Here is a 20,849-nt window from a genome sequence, read left to right as displayed (position 1 = left end):
TTGATGTTCTGTACAAAAATTACTGCCGGAATCGATTGATTTATTTGTTATAATATTCAACATCCCTCTAGGCAGATGGCAAAAAGTGACGGATTATTCAATAAATTTATCCAACGGCAAAATAATTCGTAACCGAATTATTTTGCCGTTGGATTGTTCTGTAAAGTAGTAAATAAGTTAAGTAATAAGCAGGTGATAACTAGTGTCTAAGGAATCAAAAGATACTTCTCTAAGCAGTTTAAAAGGTCTAATTGAAATGTATTTAAGTTCACAACTCCTTTTTCAAGAGATATTCACTCCATTAAAGAAGACTATGAAAGATAGTGAAATAAACAGCCTCCTCTCGGAAAAATCCGGAAAAGGACTGAATTCTATATATCGTGATAAGAATACGGGTGTTGTCTTTAGCGCAGTAATGTTTCTCCGCTATTGGAAGGCGTTTCTAGAAATCCATCAAGAAAGGGGGTTGGATAAGAACACCCTGCCCAATCTAGAAGATCTAACTGCAAAATATAAACAAAGCATTGATGCAATATCATTCGTTGAAGATGCAGAAAATTTGGAAAGCGCGATTCATACCTATTTCCCTCTTATTGTGGAGATCGTTCTCTTTTATGAAAAACATCCGCTTTCCTCTGAGAAGTTATCTAAGCGAGAGGTTCTTGAAACATTGAAAGAGAGAAAAGATATTCAGGATGCACTGAGAACAGAAAGAGCAAGGAGGATGACGAAGGTTGACTGAACGAAAAGTATGGTTTATTACAAGGCCGGAACGGGATCCACATTTCCATGCAGATGCAGTAAAAGCGCTGGCAGAAGCTACAGAAAATTTTACTATAAAATGGCTGGGAAACAGGGAAGCACATAAACATTATGAAAAAGTGCTAGCCTCAAGAGGGTTAAAGCGAAATAATATAAGCAATGATGGCTCGGGAGGTCGTACCTGGTGCGCCATGTTAAAAACATTTGCCTACTGCTACATAGACGGCGAAGGTCTAGTTAAACCAACAAAATCGGGAAAAGCACTTATCAATGGCACTAAAGAGTACGAAAATGTAAAAAAACAAATTTTGACACTCCAGATCCCCAATGCCTATTTCATGGAAGCAGGATTCCGTCCCAAATTTGAAGCAGGATTCCGTATCCGTCCTGCCAGATTTTTAATTAAACTGGTACAACGTCCAGATTTACAATATCATCTTACAAAGGAGGAAATCACCTACTTTGTTTTGACTGCACAGCATGACAAACAGTTGGATGAGGTGGCTGCACGGATTATTGCGTACCGCAATGCCGGCCAGGATGAGCAGCGTTTGATGAAACAGGAGGTTGCAGTAGAATATGACCACCGTGCCCGAAATGACAACGCAGCAAGGGATTATTATCAAGCTCATTCAGATGTGGCGCATACATTTATGCTTCTGTGCGAATATACAGCGCTTGTTGATTATCAACGCGGCGAGGCAGTATTAAAGACCGATCCCACTTTAGTGGGGGAAGCACAGAACGTGCTTAGCTATTACGACAGCCGTTACCCTTTTAATGCACGATATCTAATTTCAGTAGAACGTATGGCTCAGAACAGCGGTCTTGATGTAGACAGCTACAAAGCAAGTAATTTTGGCGTAGTAAAGCCTGCTAGCAATCATGGAAAGATTCAGGGGAAAATCGAGGCCATTTTAAACGATATTCCCAACTCAACGGAGTTGACTAGAGAAGAGCTCCTTCCCTATTTTCTGCCATCATTTGGGCCGCGTGATGCCCAGAAAGTTGTAGATGTACTTCGTTTTCAAGTACGCGAAATGGGTAGCGTACCAGAAGCGTTTGTAGAAAAATACTTGGGTGAGCTGACGCCAGCAGAGTTTGAAAAGGAAACGCTGAAAATTTTTGAGGCAATTGGCTTTGAAGCAGTATACCAGCCAAAAGTTGACGGAAAGAAAACGGAGATTGAAATTCTACTTATACACGAAGACAAATGCGGCATTATTGACACAAAGCATTATCCAAGCAGCTTTGTGCTAACGCAAAACCTAGCCAACTATATGGCATCAGAGTATATTCCAAATTACCTTCAATTCGAAAATAGACAACTGTTTTTTTACGGATACGTTACATCAAGCAAGTTTTCTGGACAAAAGAAACTCAAATCGATCACCACTTTAAGCAGCCAGCTGGTTGAAAGAGAAATCGAGGGCTTTATGATGACACGAGAAGTCTTAATCGGCTTTCTGGATTACTGTATTGAGAATGAACTATCAAAAAAAGAGCGAGTAGAGCTGTTTTTGGCAAGAATTAAAAATAAGGGATTCAGCGACCTTCAAGTATTTTTAACAAACAAAAATTAGACTTAATTTATGATGAAAAAGGGAGGTTTTTTCGTGCCAAAACCTGGAGATACTTTCACTACAACATTAAAGCGAGCTCATTTAGAATGGGGCTCTCACAGGCATACAAATACAAGAGGGACTGTATATGGAGAAGGCTATTTACATATTCCAAGACAGGAAGCAATGTCATTAGGCATCTATAACAGCAATTGTTCAGGTGCCAATATTATTTACACATGCAATTCGGCGGATGGGTTTCTGCAGAATGCATCTCTCAAAGCCTCTGGATGCAGCACAGCAGGCGATATTTATGCTAAACAATTTCAAGGAAACGGAAATCTTCAGCTAATTGGACAATGGTTCCGCCATGTAAATGCGCAAGTAGGCGACCAAGTTAAAATTACGTGGATTAGTCAAACCGAAATTGAGATAGAGTTAATTTAATATAACGTGGTTAATTCAACTGCCGGTCGACTGATGTTGCCTTTAAGAATCAATAAGGAATACAGGAGGGCACTTACCAGGGAACAAGTGACCTATTTATTTGAAAACAGTTATTTGGTAGCAGATAAACAATAAATATACAAACAGCTGGTTAAAAACTATATTTGATGCCATATAGGACAGTACCGACATGTTCAAGTTCTGTTTGATCTACCGAAATCGCTCAGCTTGCTATACGTTTCTACCGCCTTTTCAGTTCAAATGGTCATCAAGCTGGTTAAAATGAAGAACAATACCTTTCACCGACTGGGTTACAGTGTACCCATGCAATACACATATTCTATAAAACCCCGGAATAATTTCGTAAAAAATTAGCTATTCAGTCAATGACAAGAGTAGCTATTCCGTTTCATAGGCACCTTGCTCTTCGGATTTGGTTATACTTACATTCTGCAAGAAAAGTGCTATTTTTATATGCTTCTTGGGATATATTGAGTAATTACCACAGATAAAAAAACTATTTAATAATAACTTATAAACTCCTAGTCTATAGTTTAGGAGTTTATAAGCTTCTTTTTTGACCAGTCTTTTCTTTGCTCTTTGTTCCTTTTCTAAATAAGACGGCCAATTTTTAATAAGTTCCTCTACAACTAACTTCATTTCTTCATCATTTAATGCTGTTAAAACCGTAACACCTCCCCGAAAATTAAGATAGATTGCCGCATAGCGTATAAAAGTTCGCCTTGAAAACTTCTTTTCTGAACCCTCCTGCATCCTCTGAAGCGTTCGTAAAACGATTCTAACAGCATTTTTATTTCTTAAAATGTTCGGCGACTCTGCAATCATTCTAGATACATCTTGATCCTGTTCTGAAGCATGATCTTCGTTAATTCATAAGGATCTTCAATATCTGGGTCATGTGTTATATATCCGAACCACCAAAGCCCTGCTAAAAGTATAAGATTAAAAATTATTATCGATGAGCGACTATTCTTCATCTGAATCTTCCTTCTTATCATCCTTTCTCTCATCAGCCTCTATTATGTCTCGCATTAAATAATTAAATTGCAGAAAACTATTTTTATTCTGAATGTAATAATTATACGCAACAGACCAAAAGCCAATAGAAAAAAAGACAAGAGTGACAATAAAGTAATTGTTATCCAAAAGAGCAGCACGACTTGGGGTAGTACAAAAAAAGAATACAAACCCCATAGACATTGATAATGCAGAAGCGCCCAACCCATGAATTCTTGATGTTCTATTATTAAAATACTCACTCCTTCTTACCAGATCTTTGTATGATAAGTCCTTTTTGTTAGAGACTACTGTCATAAGATGATCAAAATGTGCTTCAATGGCATTCCAAAGTTCCAAGTTGCTTTTATCTCCTAAACTATTTTCCAATTCTGGTATTCCTTTAGCAGAAACAAAAATAGTTTTATTCTTTATTACTCGCCATTTTAATGCAAAATATACCTGATAAAACACATATCCTAAAGGCACACCTAAGGCAACAAAAAAAGCCGCTATCCCTGCTACCACAGCTGGATTAGTAAAAGAATTCATAAGTTTAATAATATTAAAATTAGTAACTGTTAATTTAAAAAGCAAAAATGTAACGAAAAATAACCAACCTGGTATACCCCATCTAACTATTTGAAATTCAGAGTTCATCACTTAGTCACCTCTACCATTCATCATACAATAAAAGGCCGAGTCCTCCTCCTTAATATTTTACTCATTTCCCAGATTATTTCCACTTCGTTTGTATATTCTAAACACTCTCCATATGAAAATGAATCGTTTATACTTGTTTGAACAGATAAATTAAGGTCACGTACACTTGACCTGGCGAGTATGACCTGACTCCTTCCTCCCTTGACCGGTGGATTCAACAGGATGAAACGCCCGGTTCCTTCAAAGAAAAAGACAATCGTTCCCTTGAACAGCAGAAGCTTTTAAAATTGCGCATTGAAAATAATTAGCTGCTGATGGAGAATGATATTTTAAAGCAAATAGCCAGGGACTCGGGATGAAAGTAAATGTCAGCAAGAAAACCAAGACAAATACTCGGTAACAGCAATGGCGACTTCCTGCAAATTTCCCGAAATACGTACTATAATGAACAAAAGAGTGCCAATCAGAAGACGATGTAACCAGCGCAATCAATCGAGATTTTTAAACAAAACCGGTACGCCTACGGCATTCGCAAAATCCAGGTAGAACTGAAGAAACACGGGCTTATGGTATCCAGACGTCGAATCGGTCACATTATGAACGAGCGGGCACTTGTTTCGTATTATACGGTAGCCAGTTCAAACCGCAAATACACCATGCAATGAGTCTGCTCAGGCAAATGAATTGAAACGAGAGTTTCAATAGGAAGAAGCGAAAAAAGTGATCGTAGCGATTTAACATACGTCAACGTCAAATTAAATGTCATTACGTATGAATCTTTGTCGATCTTTTTAATCGAAATCACCGGGTCCAGCACCGGTTTGCATAAAGACGCGAACTTAGTCGTACGGGCTTTTGCGTCCATTCAAGATGATCTGTGCGACATCCAGCTGTTTCATACAGATCGTGTAGCGAGTTCAAAAACCAGCTGACCGATGAAACATTAGTTGCTTTCAACATTAGACGATCTCTGAGTAGGCTGTCCATATAATAATGCCGTGGCGGAAGCCACGTTCAAAATCATTAAAACGGAGTTTGTTCGTCAGATGAGGTATGATTTAGTGCTGACAATCCATTTTCACCCTTTAGACTGCACCGGATGCCGGGCACCCATTAAAGATCCTCTTCCTTTAGAAGAGGATCTAATTAATATGTTCAATAACTTATACTTTCCAACTGCCAGTCCTTTGGTGAACCACATAAAAAATAACTCGTACAATTATTTAGATTTAGATCGTAATGAATATTTTGTACACCCTGAGGAACACCATTTTTAAGGTCATTTAAAGTAAGTCTTGGAAATCCTTCACTTACTAAATACATACGTTCATCGACAATACTAAAGCAGAAATCTTCATATTCTGATTCATATTCTGGTAAATAACCAGATTCCATAATTTTGTTTTCAAACTCTAGTAGTAAGGTTACATTATCTGAAAGGGTATTTTGAATGTTTCTTATCAAAAAAGGAAGAGAGTATTTTGACCTCATATCACTTCTTATTCGCAAACTATAAAAGAAAAGGTTTTCACTCATGGGTATTTCCAGTTGATTTAAGCCGTTTATCTTATGAACATGTCCTGCCATAGATGAGGTTGTTTTTACTTCAACTGAAAAGTTATTACTCTCAAAATCATATCTATTTCTATTTGGACCAAACCAAGTTAAAATTTGATCTTTTCCTTTTGGTAATAACCAGTTTTTCAAGAACCATAGTTCCCCAAATAATCCCTTTATTTCATTTTCACTTAAAATCGGTTTCAATCCTCTGAGCCAGAATTTCCGCCACTTATTAAGCGTAGTACTAACTGCTGAAGAAGGGCTGTCGCCTTCTTTAAGCCTGTTACAAATTTCATTTGCTATAACATTGAACAAGTTATTATTATCTTTTTGGATGCAACACACATCCAAGTATGCGCGAATTGGTTGATCATCAATTTTTAGATCCCGACCATACACCAAAATTCCTCTACTTTTATTATCCTTAATTGCCTCTGATATATCATTTAAAGGTAGAAGTATATGTCGGTATCCAACATGGTCAGATGCGAGTATTAAACTGGATCCATAATTAATACGGTGAACATTTAATTTTCCATAATCAGGGACAAAAGCTTCAACTTCAATCCATGATTCTTCAGTAACAATAGTTTGCATTATTGGATTCCCACCCCTACAGAACCTGTAATGTACTCTTGAGCATCGCTACTTTCGGAAGGAGGGAAAATAAAAGCTAATCCGATAATGTGCTCACCCTCTTCTGGATTCTCAAAAATTGCAGTTCGGGAATCACTTTCTATTGTTCGAGGATCATGGCCAGAGTATTTGCTTATTGGATATATTAACAAAACTCCCTGTTGAGGTGAGCGAAGTTTTCTTAATTCCTCTCCAAGCGTTACTTTTTCTTCTTCATTATGTTCTTTACCTTTTAATCGTTTTTTAATTTCATTAACTTGTTCTTTTGGTAGTCTAATTTCATCATCACCGGCAGACATGATAGTTCCTAAAGAAGAGCTGTTTATTCTCAATGTACGCTGAATTAAATTGACCTGCTGATCTGGTACTCCAAGATCTATTGTTCCTAATTGGTCACTTTTTATTTTTCTTCCCATTACCACCACAGTCCAGTTGTTTAACTCCGGCTCATCCAATTGATTCATGCGGGTGATATAATTTGAAATTGCATCAGTTCTGACGGTAGTAGCATCTGGATCTGTATTATATACCTCCAGGTAATCAAGAACAGCTTGTGAATCAATATTATCCCATATTAGTTCGTCTTCTCCTGGATTACCTAAGCTTCGCAGAAAACTCTTGGTACTTTCCAAGTTGTTTTGTAAGAGTTCAATATCATCAAACGGAAATACAGTCGTTTCTGACACCTGATCTTGGTAAGAAACATGAACAGATTGAGCTGCTCGCATCTTGGGCGGACTTGTTACTAGCATGCCAGGGTGTTGGCGGATTCTCACACCTAGTTGAAGAGGAGTACGGCCTTCACGTTCATATTTAGCTATATCCCTTCTAAGATGTTCCTCAACGTCTACTAGAGCTCTGAATTTTCTTTCCAAAGAGAGAGTAGTGTATATTCTAGTGAGATCTACATAACCGTTTCTGTAACCAAACCATCTCCCCATTTGCATCAATGTGTCGTATGCGTAACCGTTACTTAAACGGACAAAGTAACTTATCAATAGACCTTCTAGTGTAAGACCTCGTGATAAACGATTACCGCCTATAACTATTGCTTTTAAATCTGGTTCAACTTCATAATTGATTACATCAGTGGAGTGACTATGCAGCTGACGTATTTTCACTTTTTCAAGAAAAACTGAAATATCATTTATAATTTTACTAAAAGGAATGTCATACTGGGCATTCATTTTGTTTGTTAACGTGCGAAACTCCTTATCCCACCTTGTTTTTAACAAACCAATTAACTTCCCTTGTTTTCTGTTATATCTCCATTCTTCCTGAATCGATGTTAACATTCCATCAACTAAAGCGGCTAATTTTTCCTGAATTGATGTGCGGTAACTAGTGTGAATTAACATTGAGGCAGGTTCATTTCCTTGACCTCTACTAATTCTCGCTGCTCCGGCTAGGATGAAGTCATAAATAGCATTTACCAGGCTTTCTGGTATACTAGGGGTGAAAGTTTCCACTTCTGCTCTGGTAGCCGGCACCAATTGTGAAACATCACTTTTATTTACATGGTAAATAATATCTAATCCTAGACTGTTAGAGTCGCCGAATATCTCTTTAGCACCATAATAACCATGAGGACGGGGAAGTGACATTATAAAAGAACTTGGATATAAATCCTCTCCCGAAACGCGATCATGAGCTCTATGATCTATTAAAACATTCGCAAAAGGGGTAGCAGTATAAGCTATAAAAGCTTTTTTATTAAACAAGCTTACTATCTGTCTAATATAATTATTAATTGCGCTAGGTGATTCTTGTTCGGTTTCATTATTAGGATCTACATCATAGGGCCGGTTCCCACCAGTATTAACCGATGCTTGATCAGCTTCATCGTCTACAATTAGGCAGGGAATTTCACTTAGTGTTTCTTTGTCAGCGCGACTCAACCAGCCTAACAATCGGTCAAGTATACTACCGTGTTTTTTCACTACTATTAGAATAGGCTTATCTCCATTTAATATTGTTGGATTCAAATGTCCAGGATTAAAATCGCCTCTAGTTAAATCCGCCTTGGTTAAAGTAACCCACTCTTTATCTCTTGGTGGCTTCCCTACACCAACTTGTAAATCATTTGAAATACCGACTAATTCCTTATCTAAACGTGTTTGTGTCTGAAAACGAAGAGAGTTATGCATTCCAGTAAGTACAATTATTAACTTGTAACCTGCATCGGCTGCCTTTGCAATTAGGCCAGTGTAATTAGCAGTTTTTCCACTTTGAACATATCCCACAACGAGCCCCTTAGTGGTAAACGAAGGACAATTTATTGGGTCTTCCATTTGTTCTAGAATTTTATCAGTTGATCGATCTATTTGACGCACTACGGAATCTAGTGACCATTGTTTTTTATCTATTAAATATTCTCTAAGAGTAGGCCAATAATACCATTCTGCCCTATCGACCATTGGTAACCATTCAACATGTTTCCTATTAGGATCTATTATCATATTAGGATCAACTGCAGTAGTTGGTCGTTCCTTTTTGAAAGCTTCCTTAATCTTTATGGCAAGATCACAGTTTATAGCAGGTATGCTTTCAATTGCCTCTTCAACTGAACATTCAAAACTATCCATGTAAGTTCTAATAATCCTCATGTACTTATCTAATTCATTTGTAGAATACATACTTACCTCCTAAATTTTAATACTGTCACACTTACATATTTTACTAAATTTTTTTGACAAATAATACAATGAAATTTTTAATGCTTTATCTAAAGCAAATTGAACAAACAAATTCAAATAACGTCAGCGATCAGACATTATTGCTACAAAATTTTGATTTTAAAAATATATTCAAAAAAACGCAATTATAGTAGCCGCTCGCCTTATAGAACTTCAAAAAGACAACGGAACTTTAATTAATGAGTCTGACATGCCCTTTGAAACCTTTGCAAAAGATTGGCTGAAGACATATAGTCGAAGCGGAGTAAAAAAATAAGCAACGTACGCGCCGCCCGTGAGAAGGAGATGAAGCATTTTATGGTTGTGTGGGGATCATATCCGATTAGTAAAATTACAAAGAAAATGTATGAAGAGCGCGTATTAGAGCTGAATGAGAAATATATCCACAATTATATAGGAGGTATTCATGTCTGCGGTCGTATGATTTTCCGAAAGGCCAAAACTCAAGGGATGATTAAAACAAATCCAACCGAAGATTTTCAATTACCTAGGAAGCAACAAAGTATAGATGATATGGAAAAGAAACGAGAGGAGATTTTCTTTTTTGAAAAAGAGGACTTAGCTCACTTTCTAAAGCTCACACAAACTAATGGGTTAGAAATGGTAATCTGGTCTTCACAGTACTTGCTTATACTGGTCTAAGAATTGGTGAACTCCTTGCTTTAAACTGGACAGATTTCAGCGATGAACTAGGTTCGATCCGTATCACAAAGACCCTTTACAATCCAAACATTCATATTAAGAAATACCAGCTGCTAACACCTAAAACAAAAGGATCTGTCCGTACCATCCGAATTGATGAAATATTTGTCGGTCTTCTTAGAAAGTAAAAAATTTATTAGAATGAAACTAAGTTGAGAACAGGTTGGTTTATCAGGATTCAAGTTTTTTTGCGCGGAAAGATGGCCATCCGCAATTTAGAAAAGTTATTGAACCAGGCTCAAACGGTTGCTCAAAATGGCCGGGATCGAGAAGAATATCACTCCTCATTCTTTCAGAAACACCCATACCTCTTTATTAATTGAAGCAGGAGTTGGCATTAAAGAGATCCAGCAACGGTTAGGCCATTCAGATATAAATACTGCAATGAATATTTACGCTCATATGACCGCCAATTCAGAAGAAAAGGCCTCCCATCAGTTCAGTGAACTGATGAAAGACCTTCTCTTGTAATTGGCTCTTTTGTTGTCATGCTTTGCCTAATTGTAAGAAAGGAGGACAAAGCCGAGAACAATAATCCCTCTAATACGGTTAAGGTGTGATATATAAAGGTTGATATCCCTTTATTACATCATGCCGCCCATACCGCCCATGCCGCCCATGTCAGGCATTCCTGCGCCGCCAGCGTTTTCTTCTGGCTTGTCAGCGACAACGGCTTCAGTTGTTAAGAACATTGCAGCTACAGACGCAGCGTTTTGAAGAGCTGAGCGTGTAACTTTCGTTGGGTCAACGATACCTTTTTCGATCATGTTTACCCATTCGCCAGTTGCAGCGTTGAAGCCTACGCCGATTTCTTCGTTTTTGAGACGCTCAACGATGACAGATCCTTCAAGACCAGCGTTGTGTGCGATTTGACGGATTGGCTCTTCAAGCGCGCGAAGCACGATGTTGATACCTGTTTGAGCATCGCCTTCAGCTTCAACTGCAGCGACTTTGTTATATACGTTTACAAGCGCTGTACCACCACCGGATACGATGCCTTCTTCAACAGCTGCGCGAGTTGAGTTCAGGGCGTCTTCGATGCGAAGTTTACGCTCTTTCAGCTCAGTTTCAGTCGCAGCGCCGACTTTGATGACAGCTACGCCGCCAGCAAGTTTAGCAAGACGCTCTTGTAATTTTTCTCTGTCGAATTCAGAAGTTGTTTCTTCCACTTGAGCGCGGATTTGAGTCACGCGGGCAGAAATTTTGTCTGTTTCGCCAGCGCCTTCAACGATTGTTGTGTTTTCTTTAGTAACGACAACTTTAGAAGCGCGTCCCAATTGAGCGATTTGAGTAGATTTCAGGTCAAGGCCAAGATCTTCTGTGATGACTTCTCCGCCAGTAAGGACAGCGATGTCTTCAAGCATTGCTTTACGGCGGTCACCGAAGCCAGGAGCTTTAACAGCCACTGCATTGAATGTGCCGCGAAGTTTGTTCACAACAAGTGTTGCAAGTGCTTCGCCTTCAACATCCTCAGCGATCAGAAGCAATGGTTTGCCTTGCTGAACAACCTGCTCAAGCACAGGAAGGATTTCTTGAATGTTTGTGATTTTTTTGTCTGTGATTAAGATGTAAGGATTGTCAAGAACCGCTTCCATCTTATCAGAGTCAGTTACCATGTAAGGAGACGCATATCCGCGGTCGAATTGCATACCTTCAACAACTTCAAGCTCAGTTGTGAAGCCTTTAGACTCTTCGATTGTGATAACGCCGTCGTTTCCTACGCGCTCCATTGCTTCAGCGATAAGGCTTCCGACTTCCTCATCAGCAGCAGAGATCGCAGCAACCTGAGCGATAGACTCTTTGCCTTCGATTGGCTTAGAAATTTCTTTTAAGTTTTCGATCGCAACCGCTACAGCTTGTTCCATCCCTTTACGCACGCCTACAGGGTTAGCGCCTGCTGTTACGTTTTTAAGGCCTTCACGGATCATTGCTTGTGCAAGAACTGTTGCAGTTGTTGTACCGTCACCGGCAACGTCGTTTGTTTTGCTGGCTACTTCAGCAACAAGCTTCGCACCCATGTTTTCAAACGCATCTTCAAGCTCGATTTCTTTAGCGATTGTTACACCGTCATTTGTGATTAACGGAGAACCGAATTTTTTCTCTAGAACCACGTTGCGTCCTTTTGGTCCTAAAGTTACTTTAACAGCATCAGCAAGTGCATCGACACCGCGAAGCATTGCGCGGCGAGCTTCTTCACTAAACTTAATTTCTTTTGCCATGTTTACAAGACCTCCTCAAATGTTTTAAATATTGTTTATTTAAGAATTAGCCGATAACAGCTAAAATGTCGCTTTCACGTAAGATTAAGTATTCAGTACCTTCGTATTTCACTTCAGTACCTGCGTATTTTGAGAAGATAATGCGGTCGCCCTCTTTTACTTCTAAAGCAACGCGCTCTCCGCTTTCTAACACGCGACCTGAACCAGCTGCCACGATTTTGCCTTCTTGCGGTTTTTCTTTTGCAGAATCCGGCAACACAATTCCGCTGGCAGTTTTTTCTTCAGATTCTACGAGTTCAATGACAACGCGATCACCTAATGGCTTTAACAATGTAATAACCTCCTCAATAGTATGAATATGTAATTTTAGCACTCAGCACTAAAGAGTGCTAACACAATTCTTATAATAAAGAATCTCCCTTCCAATTTCAAGTGATAAGATAAAAAATTTTTCACGCTTACATCATTCTTTTCCGCTCCCTTTTCCGTTAGCTTTTTCACCCCCGTACCGATTATGTTACAATAGCTGTAGATGAACGAAACCCACTTAACAAAGGAGTACATACCATTTGAGAAAACAGTATTGGTTTATTATTTTGACATATATCATCATGCAGTTTTCCGCATTAATCGCGATTCCCTTGTTATTTAAATTCGGTTATGCCGGAGGACAGCCTACAAATGAAAATATGCTGCATGCACAAGGATTATGGTCCGTCATCAGCTTTATCGCCTGTCTCGTTGTTGTTCTGCTGATTCTGAGAACCGTTCCGAAAGAAACGCTGCGAAACGGACAGAAGGACTCAATCGGACTTTCTATCCTTTGGGCGATAGCCGGTTTTTTCATTGCCCTTTTCTCTCAAGGAATAGCAGGCTCTATTGAATATTATGTATTTGGGATCGGAAGAGAATCAGAAAATACACAAGCGATTCTGGATGTCATTCAGGCAGTCCCGCTCATGATTATCGTTTCTTCCATCGTCGGGCCTATATTAGAAGAAATCATCTTCAGAAAAATCATTTTCGGCGCGCTGTACGAAAAAACGAATTTCTTTTTCGCAGGTCTGATCAGCTCGGTTATTTTCGGTATTGTTCACGCTGATTTGAAGCATCTTCTTCTATATACAGCAATGGGCTTTACCTTTGCATTTTTATATGCGAGAACAAAACGGATATGGGTGCCGATTTTCGCCCATTTAATGATGAATACATTCGTCGTCATCATGCAGCTTGAGCCTGTTCGGAATTACCTTGAACAGCAGAGCACACAAATGCAATTGATTATTGGAGGATTATTTTTATGAGAAACCCGGTAGTTTGGGGAATGATCTACTTTGCCGTAGGATGCATCTTTACTTATCTTGCCGCAAGCTCGCCAGGCAGCATGTGGTCATTTTACTCCATCCTGCTGATGGTGTTCGCCGCTTACAACATCAGCATTTCTTTTAAGATGTTCGCCTTTTCATTTAAAATCAAAAAGAATCAGAAATAAAGAAAATCCATTTCTCGCATGAGAAATGGATTTTTTATTATTGCCCCGAAGACACGTCCTGATCGGCTGCACTGCTTTTCTGCGCTTTCCGATAGGCGGCCTTCGATATCAGAATACTGATTTCATATAAAATCAAAAGCGGGACTGTAACCATCATATGGGACAGAAGCTCAGGCGGTGTAATCAAGGCTGCGATCACCAGCAGCGTAAAATACGCATACTTTCTGATTTTCGCCAAAAACATCGGTGTCACAATTCCGAGCCTGGTCAAAAACATGAGGATGACCGGCATTTGGAACAGCAGTCCAAACGGAATCGTCAGCTGCAGAAGAAAATGAAAATATTCATTAATTCCGATCACCTGATTGACATTCAAGTCCTGAGAAATTCGCTTCATAAAATCAACAACAAAAGGAAATAAAATATAATATGAAAAAGATAAGCCCGCTAAAAACAGCAAAATAGAGATCGGAATGTAGCTGAGCGTTACTTTGCGCTCTTTCTCATAGAGGCCCGGGCTCACAAAAGCCCAAAGCTGATAAAGAATAACCGGCGAGGTCAAGACTATGCCGATGATAAATGCAAATTGCATAAACACATAAAGCGGGTCTGTCAGGTTGAACGCGTTAAGCGTAAGCTGCTTCGCTTCATCTGTTTCTTGCAGGTACACAATAATCGGCTTTGCTAAAAAAAATCCAGCAATAAAGAAAACGACAAACGCCAGCGCTACAATCAGCAACCGTTTTCGAAGCTCAGCAATATGCTCCAGCAGCGACATTTGATTCACTTTCATTCGTGTCATCCTAACTTACTGATCTTCTTTCTTTTTTTCCTCTTCATCACTCGTTAATCCTTTAGTAGCGTTTTTGAATTCACGAAGTGTGTCTCCCGCTGCTTTCCCCAATTCAGGCAGCTTTTTGGGACCGAAGATAATCAGAGCAACGATTGCGATAACAGCAAGGCTTCCAGGACCGATCGGCATATTTGGGCTCCTCCTTTCCCTCTATTCGATTTCCTCTAAAACTGAATAATGCTTCAAAAAATAAACCAGTGACTGAAGCTCAACTGCTAAATCTATATGATGAATTCGAATGTGTTCCGGCACATTCAAACGGGCCGGCGTAAAATTAAGGATTCCCTTGATTCCTAATGCGACCAATCTGTCTGTAATGGATTGGGCGGCAACTGCTGGCACTGTAAGAATGGCAACTGATTCATCTTTTACGTGTTGTTCAAGGTCATCAAGGTTATAGACGGGCACGCCGCCTACCTCAGTTCCTATTTTACTCTCATTTATATCAAAAGCCATAGAAATTTTTGTGTTATTGTTTTTTGTGAAATTATAGTGAAGAAATGCCGTTCCCAAGTTCCCGACACCAATCAAGATGACGTCTGTCATCTCATCCTGATCAAGCGTTTTTCGGAAAAAAGACAGCAAATAATCCACATTATATCCGTATCCTTTTTTGCCAAGAGCTCCAAAATAGGAAAAATCCCTCCGAATCGTGGCAGAATCAACCTTTACGGCATCACTGAGTTCAGCGGATGATACACGCTGTTTTCCTGACGCATGCAGATTCTTTAAAAAGCGATAGTAAAGCGGCAGCCGTTTCGCCGTCGCCTGCGGAATTTTTGATTGATCCTTATTCATTTTTGGTCCTCCAAATTATACTCGGATAGTTCTCTTTTAAAGTCACCGTTTTTCCCGCCTGTCTTCTCCAGCAAGAAAGTAGTGCCGATGACCATCCCCTTATCAAGGGCCTTGCACATATCGTAAACGGTAAGAGCGCACACCGATGCAGAAGTGAGCGCTTCCATTTCCACACCTGTACTCCCTTTCGTTTTGACCTGTGCTTTTATATGAAGTATAACTTCTGCTTCTTTTATTTTCCAGTCAAACGATATATCTACCCCGCTCAATGAAAGCGGATGGCACATCGGAATGATATTCGACGTTTGCTTTGCGGCCATAATGCCTGCCACCTGTGCGACAGCCAGTACATCTCCTTTGCCGATATCGTGACTCTGTATTTTCTCGTACACCTCATTCTTCATGTGTACGCTTGAAACAGCCGCCGCAGTACGGACAGTCGAAGATTTTTCGCTAATATCCACCATCTGGGCTCTGCCCTGTTCATTAAAATGAGAAAATCCATTCATATTAAAACGCTCCTTAAACAGATCATACACTATTTTCTTCTCTATGTCTTATATGGCCAATGTATTGTTTGCTGACTTCTGGTTCATAAGCTACACTTAACTTATTATAGCAGAGGTGAAATAATATGATGATCTTACAAATTAATCAGCTGTCCAAATCGTTTGGTGCTGATACTATTTTAAACAATATAAAGCTGGAAGTCAGAAATCGTGATCGCATCGCCATTGTAGGAAGAAATGGCGCCGGAAAATCCACGCTCCTTAAAATTATCGCAGGCCAGCTTTCGTATGAGAAGGGCGAAATTATTAAACCGAAAGATATTACAATGGGATATCTCGCCCAGCATACTGGCTTGGATTCTAAGCTTACCATAAAAGAAGAGCTGCTGACTGTTTTTGACCACTTAAAAGCAATGGAAAAGGAAATGCGGGCTATGGAAGAAAAAATGGCGGCAGCTGCCCCGGGTGAATTAGAAAGCATCATGAAAACCTACGACCGCCTTCAGCAGGAATTCAAAGATAAAGGCGGCTATCAATATGAAGCGGATGTTAGATCTGTGCTGCATGGTCTCGGCTTCAGCCATTTTGACGATTCTACACAGGTTCAAAGCCTCAGCGGAGGCCAGAAAACAAGACTGGCTTTAGGTAAGCTTCTGTTAACACAGCCTGATTTGCTCATTCTCGATGAGCCGACAAACCATCTGGATATTGATACGCTTACCTGGCTTGAACATTATTTGCAAGGCTATTCAGGCGCCATTCTCATCGTTTCGCATGACCGCTACTTTTTGGACAAAGTAGTAAACCAGGTATACGAGGTATCAAGAGCAGAAAGCAAAAAGTATCACGGCAACTACAGCGCTTATCTCGACCAAAAAGCGGCGCAGTATGAAAAAGATCTGAAAATGTATGAAAAGCAGCAGGACGAGATTGCAAAGCTGCAGGACTTCGTAGATCGAAATCTGGCGAGAGCCTCTACCACCAAAAGGGCGCAAAGCCGCAGAAAGCAGCTTGAGCGAATGGATGTCATGTCAAAACCGCTTGGCGATGAAAAATCCGCAAACTTTCATTTTGATATTACAAAACAGAGCGGAAATGAAGTCCTTCGTGTTCAGGATCTCACAATCAGCTATGAAAACCAGCCGCCGCTTTTAACAGAAGTGTCATTCATGCTCACAAGAGGAGAAAGCGCTGCGCTTGTCGGCCCTAACGGAATAGGTAAATCGACATTGCTGAAAACATTAATAGACACCCTAAAACCAGATCAGGGAACAATTTCTTACGGCTCAAATGTCAGTGTCGGCTATTATGACCAGGAACAGGCTGAGCTGACTTCCTCTAAACGTGTCCTTGATGAGCTGTGGGACGAGTACCCCGGGCTCCCAGAAAAAGAAATCAGAACGTGTCTCGGAAATTTCTTATTCTCCGGAGATGATGTGCTGAAACCAGTTCATTCACTGAGCGGAGGAGAAAAAGCAAGATTGGCTCTAGCTAAGCTGATGCTTCAAAAAGCCAACTTTCTCATCCTTGATGAACCGACGAACCATCTGGATTTAGACAGCAAAGAAGTTCTCGAAAACGCGCTGATTGATTATCCAGGCACACTGTTATTTGTCTCACATGACAGATATTTTATTAACAGAATCGCCACAAGAGTATTGGAGCTTTCTTCAAGCCATATAGAGGAGTATCTGGGAGATTACGATTATTATACAGAGAAAAAAACAGAGCAGCTTGAATTGGAGAAAATAAATCAGCAAGAGGAAACTGAAAAAACGCCAGCTACAGTGAAGTCTGACTCCAAACGTTCCTACGAGGAAGAAAAAGAATGGAAAAAGAAAGAGCGCCAACGACTCCGTCGGATTGAAGAAATTGAAACCACTGTTCAAACCATTGAAGAAAACATCAGCCGCAATGATGAATTGCTATGTGACCCTGAAGTCTATCAGGATCATGAAAAAGTACAAGCTATCCATGCAGACAATGAGAAGCTCAATCAGGAGCTGGAATCTCTTTTGTCCGAATGGGAAGAACTATCCACAGAAGAAGATTAAAAAAGTCAAGCACCTCTTTTTAGAGGTGCTTTTTATCCACAGAACATACCCTAATAAGCAAAACAAAGTAAGCGCTTTATACACAATATCCACAAAATATTCTGAATTTATCAACTTTATCAACAGCGACTTCAGCCCTTTATCCATCTATATCTCTATAATTACTCACAGACATGTGGATAAATTGTGAATTATCTGTTAATAACAAACATATAAAAAGTCTCACGCTATTATCTCGTGAGACTTTGATAAGAAGTCAATTCAAGGCCGGGCTGGCCATTCATATCATATGCACCGCGAATTCCTTTTTCAAAAGCAATTGTACCAGCAGCAGCAATCATCGCAGCATTATCCGTGCATAAAGCTAATGGAGGAATGACAAGCGTAATCCCTTCATGCTGGGCAAATTCCTTTTCTAATGCATCTCTGAGGCCTCTGTTTGCAGCTACTCCTCCGGCTAAAAGGACCTGTTTGACATCATATTCCTTTGCCGCGCGCGCCGTTTTGGTGACCAAGACATCGATCACACTATTTTGGAAACTGGCAGACAAATCTTCCGGAGCAATCTCTTGCCCTTTTTGGGATGCATTATGAAGCGTATTGATCACCGCAGACTTCAATCCGCTAAAGCTGAAGTTGTAAGAGCCTTCTTCAAGCCATGCGCGAGGAAGCGGAATATTGTCATTCCCTTTTTCAGCTAGCTTGTCAATTTGCGGTCCACCCGGATATGGCAATCCCATCGTCCGCGCCACTTTGTCGTAGGCTTCTCCTGCCGCATCATCAAGGGTTTCCCCAATGACTTCAAATGATCCATGTTCCTTCATATAAACCAGTTCTGTATGGCCTCCTGAAACGACCAATGCCAGTGCCGGGAACACGATGTCTTCTACAAGACGGTTCGCATATATATGACCGGCTATATGATGAACGCCTACTAACGGAATGTTATGGGCAAAGCTCAATGCTTTAGCGGCATTCACTCCGATAAGAAGCGCTCCCACCAGTCCCGGACCTTCTGTTACTGCAATCGCATCAATATCACTATACGTCATGCCAGCTTTGCGAAACGCCTCTTCTATAACCAAAGTGATTTGTTCAACATGATGTCTTGAAGCAATTTCCGGCACAACACCTCCGAAGCGCTTATGGCTTTCAATTTGAGAGGCTACTACGTTTGAAATGATCTCTTTCCCGTTTTTCACAATAGCTGCAGCAGTCTCATCACAGCTTGTTTCAATTCCTAATACGTACATGTCTTTTTGCTCACTCATTTATCGTCACCCACATAATTAACGCATCTTCCCCGTTATCAGTATAATAGTTCTTTCTTATTCCGCCGGGCTGCATCCCGAATTTCTTATATAAGCCTTGAGCAGGATGATTCGAAACCCTCACTTCAAGCGAAAGCCGCCTTGCGTCTTTTTCTTTGCACAGTTCAACAGCTGAGCGAAAAAGCGTTTCTCCTAAAGACTGGCTGCGATACTCTGGTTTTATCGCTATATTTGTAATCTGGGCATCATCCATCACAATCCAAATCCCGCAATACCCAACAACATGGCCGTCCTTTTCAATCACGAGATAATGAGCATATGGATTTTCCAGCAGCTCATGATAAAACGAATCCTTCGTCCAAGGAGACGTAAAGGAGGATGCTTCGATTTCGTATACGTGATCTATATCGTCAAGCCGCATATTTCTGACCGCTGCTTTTGTTTTCATCCTATCACCCTACTTTTGACTTTCAATCCATTTCGCTTCAGCTTCTGCCAGCCGCAAGTAATCCGGGACAAGCCCATGAACATCAGCTGCTTCCTTTTCCTTCCCGAGAAAAGCCAATTCTGAAGGACGCGGGTTATGCTGGGCAGCAGTTCCAATGAATCCTTTTGTTCTAAGAACATCCTTTATCATCTGCTTGTGAATAGAAGTGTCGTGACCTAAAAACAAAACAGGGCGATCCTTTTCTTTTAGCATCTCCAGCCAATCTGCCAGCATCACATTTTGATCTGGAACAACTTGCTCTAAAAGTCCATTTTTATATTGATACAGACCTGTGTACACCTGTCCCCGTCTAGCATCAAAGATTGGGCTGATCAGACCGTCAAAATGCCGGCCATTTGCCGCAAGCGTCTCAAGACTTGATACAGCACTTATTGGAATGTCTAAAGACCAGGCAAGTGTTTTGGCCAACGTCACACCTATTCTTACTCCTGTGTATGAACCAGGGCCTTTTGCAACGACAATTTTAGAAAGGTCCTGCGGTGCCATATCACAATCATTCAGCAATGAATGAACGGCAGGCATCGCTCTTACAGAGTGGTTCTTTTTCAGATATGTAATGTATTCTGCTATAATAGTGTCTTCTCGAAGCAGCGCAATGCCCAATGTATAATTTGATGTATCAATTGCTAATATTGTCATGTCTACTTAACTCCTCACAAAGCATTTCATACCGATTCCCGACAGCAGTAAAGGTAATTTCCCGCTCATCATCACCAGCTCTTTTGATGACAATTTGCAGTCGCTCCTGTGGCAGCTGTTCTTCAATTAAATGAGCCCATTCAACGAGACAGACACCTTGTCCGTGAAAATATTCATCAAGTCCCAAATCTTCACTTTCATCTTCCATTCTATACACATCCATATGATAAAGAGGAAGTAAGCCATCGTTATATTCTTTTATAATTGTAAAAGTCGGACTGTTTACAACACGTGTAATTCCCAGCCCTTCTGCAAAACCTTTCGTAAAAGTCGTTTTTCCTGCACCTAAATCGCCCTCTAATGTCAGGACGTCTCCCGGTTTAGCAAACGATGCCGTCAGCTTGGCAATTGCTTTTGTTTCTTCTGGATTTACAGTTCTCCATTTTAATTGCTTCACACGA

Annotated in this window: 24 protein-coding genes; 9 read left to right on the top strand and 15 right to left on the bottom strand. The window is 40.2% G+C overall.

What is annotated here, in order from left to right:
• Positions 1-202: 202 nt before the first annotated feature.
• From M1D65_RS03330 to M1D65_RS03320, 3 genes are read left to right on the top strand one after another with little or no spacing between them, the layout of a single operon-like run.
• A complete protein-coding gene (locus M1D65_RS03330; protein WP_064671839.1) occupies positions 203-742 on the top strand; it encodes a hypothetical protein in 540 nt (179 codons plus the stop codon).
• Complete coding sequence (locus M1D65_RS03325; RefSeq protein WP_064671838.1) at positions 735-2,345, top strand: AlwI family type II restriction endonuclease; 1,611 nt, start codon at positions 735-737, stop codon at positions 2,343-2,345. The genes M1D65_RS03330 and M1D65_RS03325 overlap by 8 nt, the downstream gene beginning before the upstream one ends.
• 33 nt (positions 2,346-2,378) lie before the next feature.
• Positions 2,379-2,771 carry a hypothetical protein gene (locus M1D65_RS03320; protein WP_154818087.1) on the top strand — a complete coding sequence of 131 codons (393 nt, stop codon included), beginning with the start codon at positions 2,379-2,381 and terminating at the stop codon, positions 2,769-2,771.
• 399 nt (positions 2,772-3,170) lie between these two features.
• Here the strand turns inward: M1D65_RS03320 and M1D65_RS03315 are convergent, their stop codons facing one another.
• Genes M1D65_RS03315 through M1D65_RS03305 form a run of 3 tightly spaced genes read right to left on the bottom strand, consistent with a single transcriptional unit; the run spans position 3,171 to position 4,448 of the window.
• Positions 3,171-3,617, bottom strand: a complete 447-nt coding sequence (locus tag M1D65_RS03315; RefSeq protein WP_064671837.1) for a DUF6339 family protein — start codon at positions 3,615-3,617, stop codon at positions 3,171-3,173.
• A complete protein-coding gene (locus M1D65_RS03310) occupies positions 3,614-3,769 on the bottom strand; it encodes a DUF6339 family protein (RefSeq protein WP_350223104.1) in 156 nt (51 codons plus the stop codon). The genes M1D65_RS03315 and M1D65_RS03310 overlap by 4 nt, the downstream gene beginning before the upstream one ends.
• Entirely contained in the window at positions 3,759-4,448 is a 690-nt protein-coding gene (locus M1D65_RS03305; RefSeq protein ID WP_456270766.1) for a BA5345 family protein, read from the bottom strand. The genes M1D65_RS03310 and M1D65_RS03305 overlap by 11 nt, the downstream gene beginning before the upstream one ends.
• A gap of 494 nt (positions 4,449-4,942) precedes the next feature.
• Here M1D65_RS03305 and M1D65_RS03300 point away from each other — a divergent pair, with 494 nt between their 5' ends.
• Entirely contained in the window at positions 4,943-5,116 is a 174-nt protein-coding gene (locus M1D65_RS03300) for an IS3 family transposase (protein WP_080474514.1), read from the top strand.
• Positions 5,117-5,606: 490 nt separating this feature from the next.
• Here the strand turns inward: M1D65_RS03300 and M1D65_RS03295 are convergent, their stop codons facing one another.
• Positions 5,607-6,608 (bottom strand): PD-(D/E)XK motif protein, encoded by a 1,002-nt coding sequence (locus M1D65_RS03295; protein WP_064671835.1) that lies wholly within the window; start codon positions 6,606-6,608, stop codon positions 5,607-5,609.
• Entirely contained in the window at positions 6,608-9,283 is a 2,676-nt protein-coding gene (locus tag M1D65_RS03290; protein ID WP_064671834.1) for a Z1 domain-containing protein, read from the bottom strand. Before M1D65_RS03290 ends, M1D65_RS03295 begins: the two co-directional genes overlap by 1 nt.
• Before the next feature lie 357 nt (positions 9,284-9,640).
• Between M1D65_RS03290 and M1D65_RS03285 the strand changes: the two genes are divergently transcribed.
• Entirely contained in the window at positions 9,641-9,985 is a 345-nt protein-coding gene (locus M1D65_RS03285) for a hypothetical protein (protein WP_080474513.1), read from the top strand.
• A gap of 315 nt (positions 9,986-10,300) precedes the next feature.
• Positions 10,301-10,516, top strand: a complete 216-nt coding sequence (locus tag M1D65_RS03280; RefSeq protein WP_064671833.1) for a tyrosine-type recombinase/integrase — start codon at positions 10,301-10,303, stop codon at positions 10,514-10,516.
• A 113-nt stretch (positions 10,517-10,629) separates the two neighbouring features.
• Here the strand turns inward: M1D65_RS03280 and groL are convergent, their stop codons facing one another.
• Positions 10,630-12,264 carry a chaperonin GroEL gene (groL, locus tag M1D65_RS03275; RefSeq protein ID WP_041336750.1) on the bottom strand — a complete coding sequence of 545 codons (1,635 nt, stop codon included), beginning with the start codon at positions 12,262-12,264 and terminating at the stop codon, positions 10,630-10,632.
• 46 nt (positions 12,265-12,310) lie between these two features.
• The gene (gene groES / locus M1D65_RS03270; RefSeq protein ID WP_003155970.1) at positions 12,311-12,595 is read right to left on the bottom strand and encodes a co-chaperone GroES; all 285 of its coding nucleotides are present in this window, start codon (positions 12,593-12,595) and stop codon (positions 12,311-12,313) included.
• 238 nt (positions 12,596-12,833) lie between these two features.
• Here groES and M1D65_RS03265 point away from each other — a divergent pair, with 238 nt between their 5' ends.
• Together M1D65_RS03265 and M1D65_RS03260 are read left to right on the top strand one after the other, a co-directional pair.
• A complete protein-coding gene (locus M1D65_RS03265) occupies positions 12,834-13,568 on the top strand; it encodes a CPBP family intramembrane glutamic endopeptidase (protein WP_064671832.1) in 735 nt (244 codons plus the stop codon).
• A complete protein-coding gene (locus tag M1D65_RS03260; protein ID WP_003225680.1) occupies positions 13,565-13,756 on the top strand; it encodes a YdiK family protein in 192 nt (63 codons plus the stop codon). Before M1D65_RS03265 ends, M1D65_RS03260 begins: the two co-directional genes overlap by 4 nt.
• 37 nt (positions 13,757-13,793) lie before the next feature.
• Here M1D65_RS03260 and tatC read toward each other — a convergent pair whose 3' ends face one another.
• Genes tatC through moaC form a run of 4 tightly spaced genes read right to left on the bottom strand, consistent with a single transcriptional unit; the run spans position 13,794 to position 15,916 of the window.
• Positions 13,794-14,558, bottom strand: a complete 765-nt coding sequence (gene tatC, locus M1D65_RS03255; protein ID WP_015252680.1) for a twin-arginine translocase subunit TatC — start codon at positions 14,556-14,558, stop codon at positions 13,794-13,796.
• Between the two features lie 6 nt (positions 14,559-14,564).
• Positions 14,565-14,738, bottom strand: coding sequence for a sec-independent protein translocase protein TatAY (gene tatAY, locus M1D65_RS03250; RefSeq protein ID WP_003234072.1), 174 nt, complete (start codon positions 14,736-14,738; stop codon positions 14,565-14,567).
• A 21-nt stretch (positions 14,739-14,759) separates the two neighbouring features.
• Positions 14,760-15,407 (bottom strand): redox-sensing transcriptional repressor Rex, encoded by a 648-nt coding sequence (locus M1D65_RS03245; RefSeq protein WP_003234073.1) that lies wholly within the window; start codon positions 15,405-15,407, stop codon positions 14,760-14,762.
• The gene (moaC, locus tag M1D65_RS03240; RefSeq protein WP_064671831.1) at positions 15,404-15,916 is read right to left on the bottom strand and encodes a cyclic pyranopterin monophosphate synthase MoaC; all 513 of its coding nucleotides are present in this window, start codon (positions 15,914-15,916) and stop codon (positions 15,404-15,406) included. Before moaC ends, M1D65_RS03245 begins: the two co-directional genes overlap by 4 nt.
• Positions 15,917-16,041: 125 nt before the next feature.
• On the opposite strand from moaC, the gene M1D65_RS03235 reads away from it, so the two are divergent.
• The gene (locus M1D65_RS03235) at positions 16,042-17,970 is read left to right on the top strand and encodes an ABC-F family ATP-binding cassette domain-containing protein (protein ID WP_087614378.1); all 1,929 of its coding nucleotides are present in this window, start codon (positions 16,042-16,044) and stop codon (positions 17,968-17,970) included.
• Positions 17,971-18,200: 230 nt separating this feature from the next.
• Here the strand turns inward: M1D65_RS03235 and tsaD are convergent, their stop codons facing one another.
• The 4 genes from tsaD to tsaE are packed head-to-tail and all read right to left on the bottom strand — an operon-like array spanning position 18,201 to position 20,845.
• Positions 18,201-19,241: a tRNA (adenosine(37)-N6)-threonylcarbamoyltransferase complex transferase subunit TsaD gene (gene tsaD / locus M1D65_RS03230; RefSeq protein ID WP_032726747.1), complete on the bottom strand. Its 1,041-nt coding sequence runs from the start codon at positions 19,239-19,241 to the stop codon at positions 18,201-18,203.
• Entirely contained in the window at positions 19,234-19,689 is a 456-nt protein-coding gene (rimI, locus tag M1D65_RS03225) for a ribosomal protein S18-alanine N-acetyltransferase (protein ID WP_276354898.1), read from the bottom strand. Before rimI ends, tsaD begins: the two co-directional genes overlap by 8 nt.
• A gap of 9 nt (positions 19,690-19,698) precedes the next feature.
• On the bottom strand, positions 19,699-20,388 hold the full coding sequence (gene tsaB / locus M1D65_RS03220) for a tRNA (adenosine(37)-N6)-threonylcarbamoyltransferase complex dimerization subunit type 1 TsaB (RefSeq protein WP_124073349.1): 690 nt from the start codon (positions 20,386-20,388) through the stop codon (positions 19,699-19,701).
• Complete coding sequence (gene tsaE / locus M1D65_RS03215; RefSeq protein ID WP_021481343.1) at positions 20,369-20,845, bottom strand: tRNA (adenosine(37)-N6)-threonylcarbamoyltransferase complex ATPase subunit type 1 TsaE; 477 nt, start codon at positions 20,843-20,845, stop codon at positions 20,369-20,371. Before tsaE ends, tsaB begins: the two co-directional genes overlap by 20 nt.
• Positions 20,846-20,849: the final 4 nt, after the last annotated feature.

It is taken from the genome of Bacillus sp. JZ39 (assembly GCF_053903145.1).
This window is presented reverse-complemented; position numbering and strand designations above follow the sequence as displayed.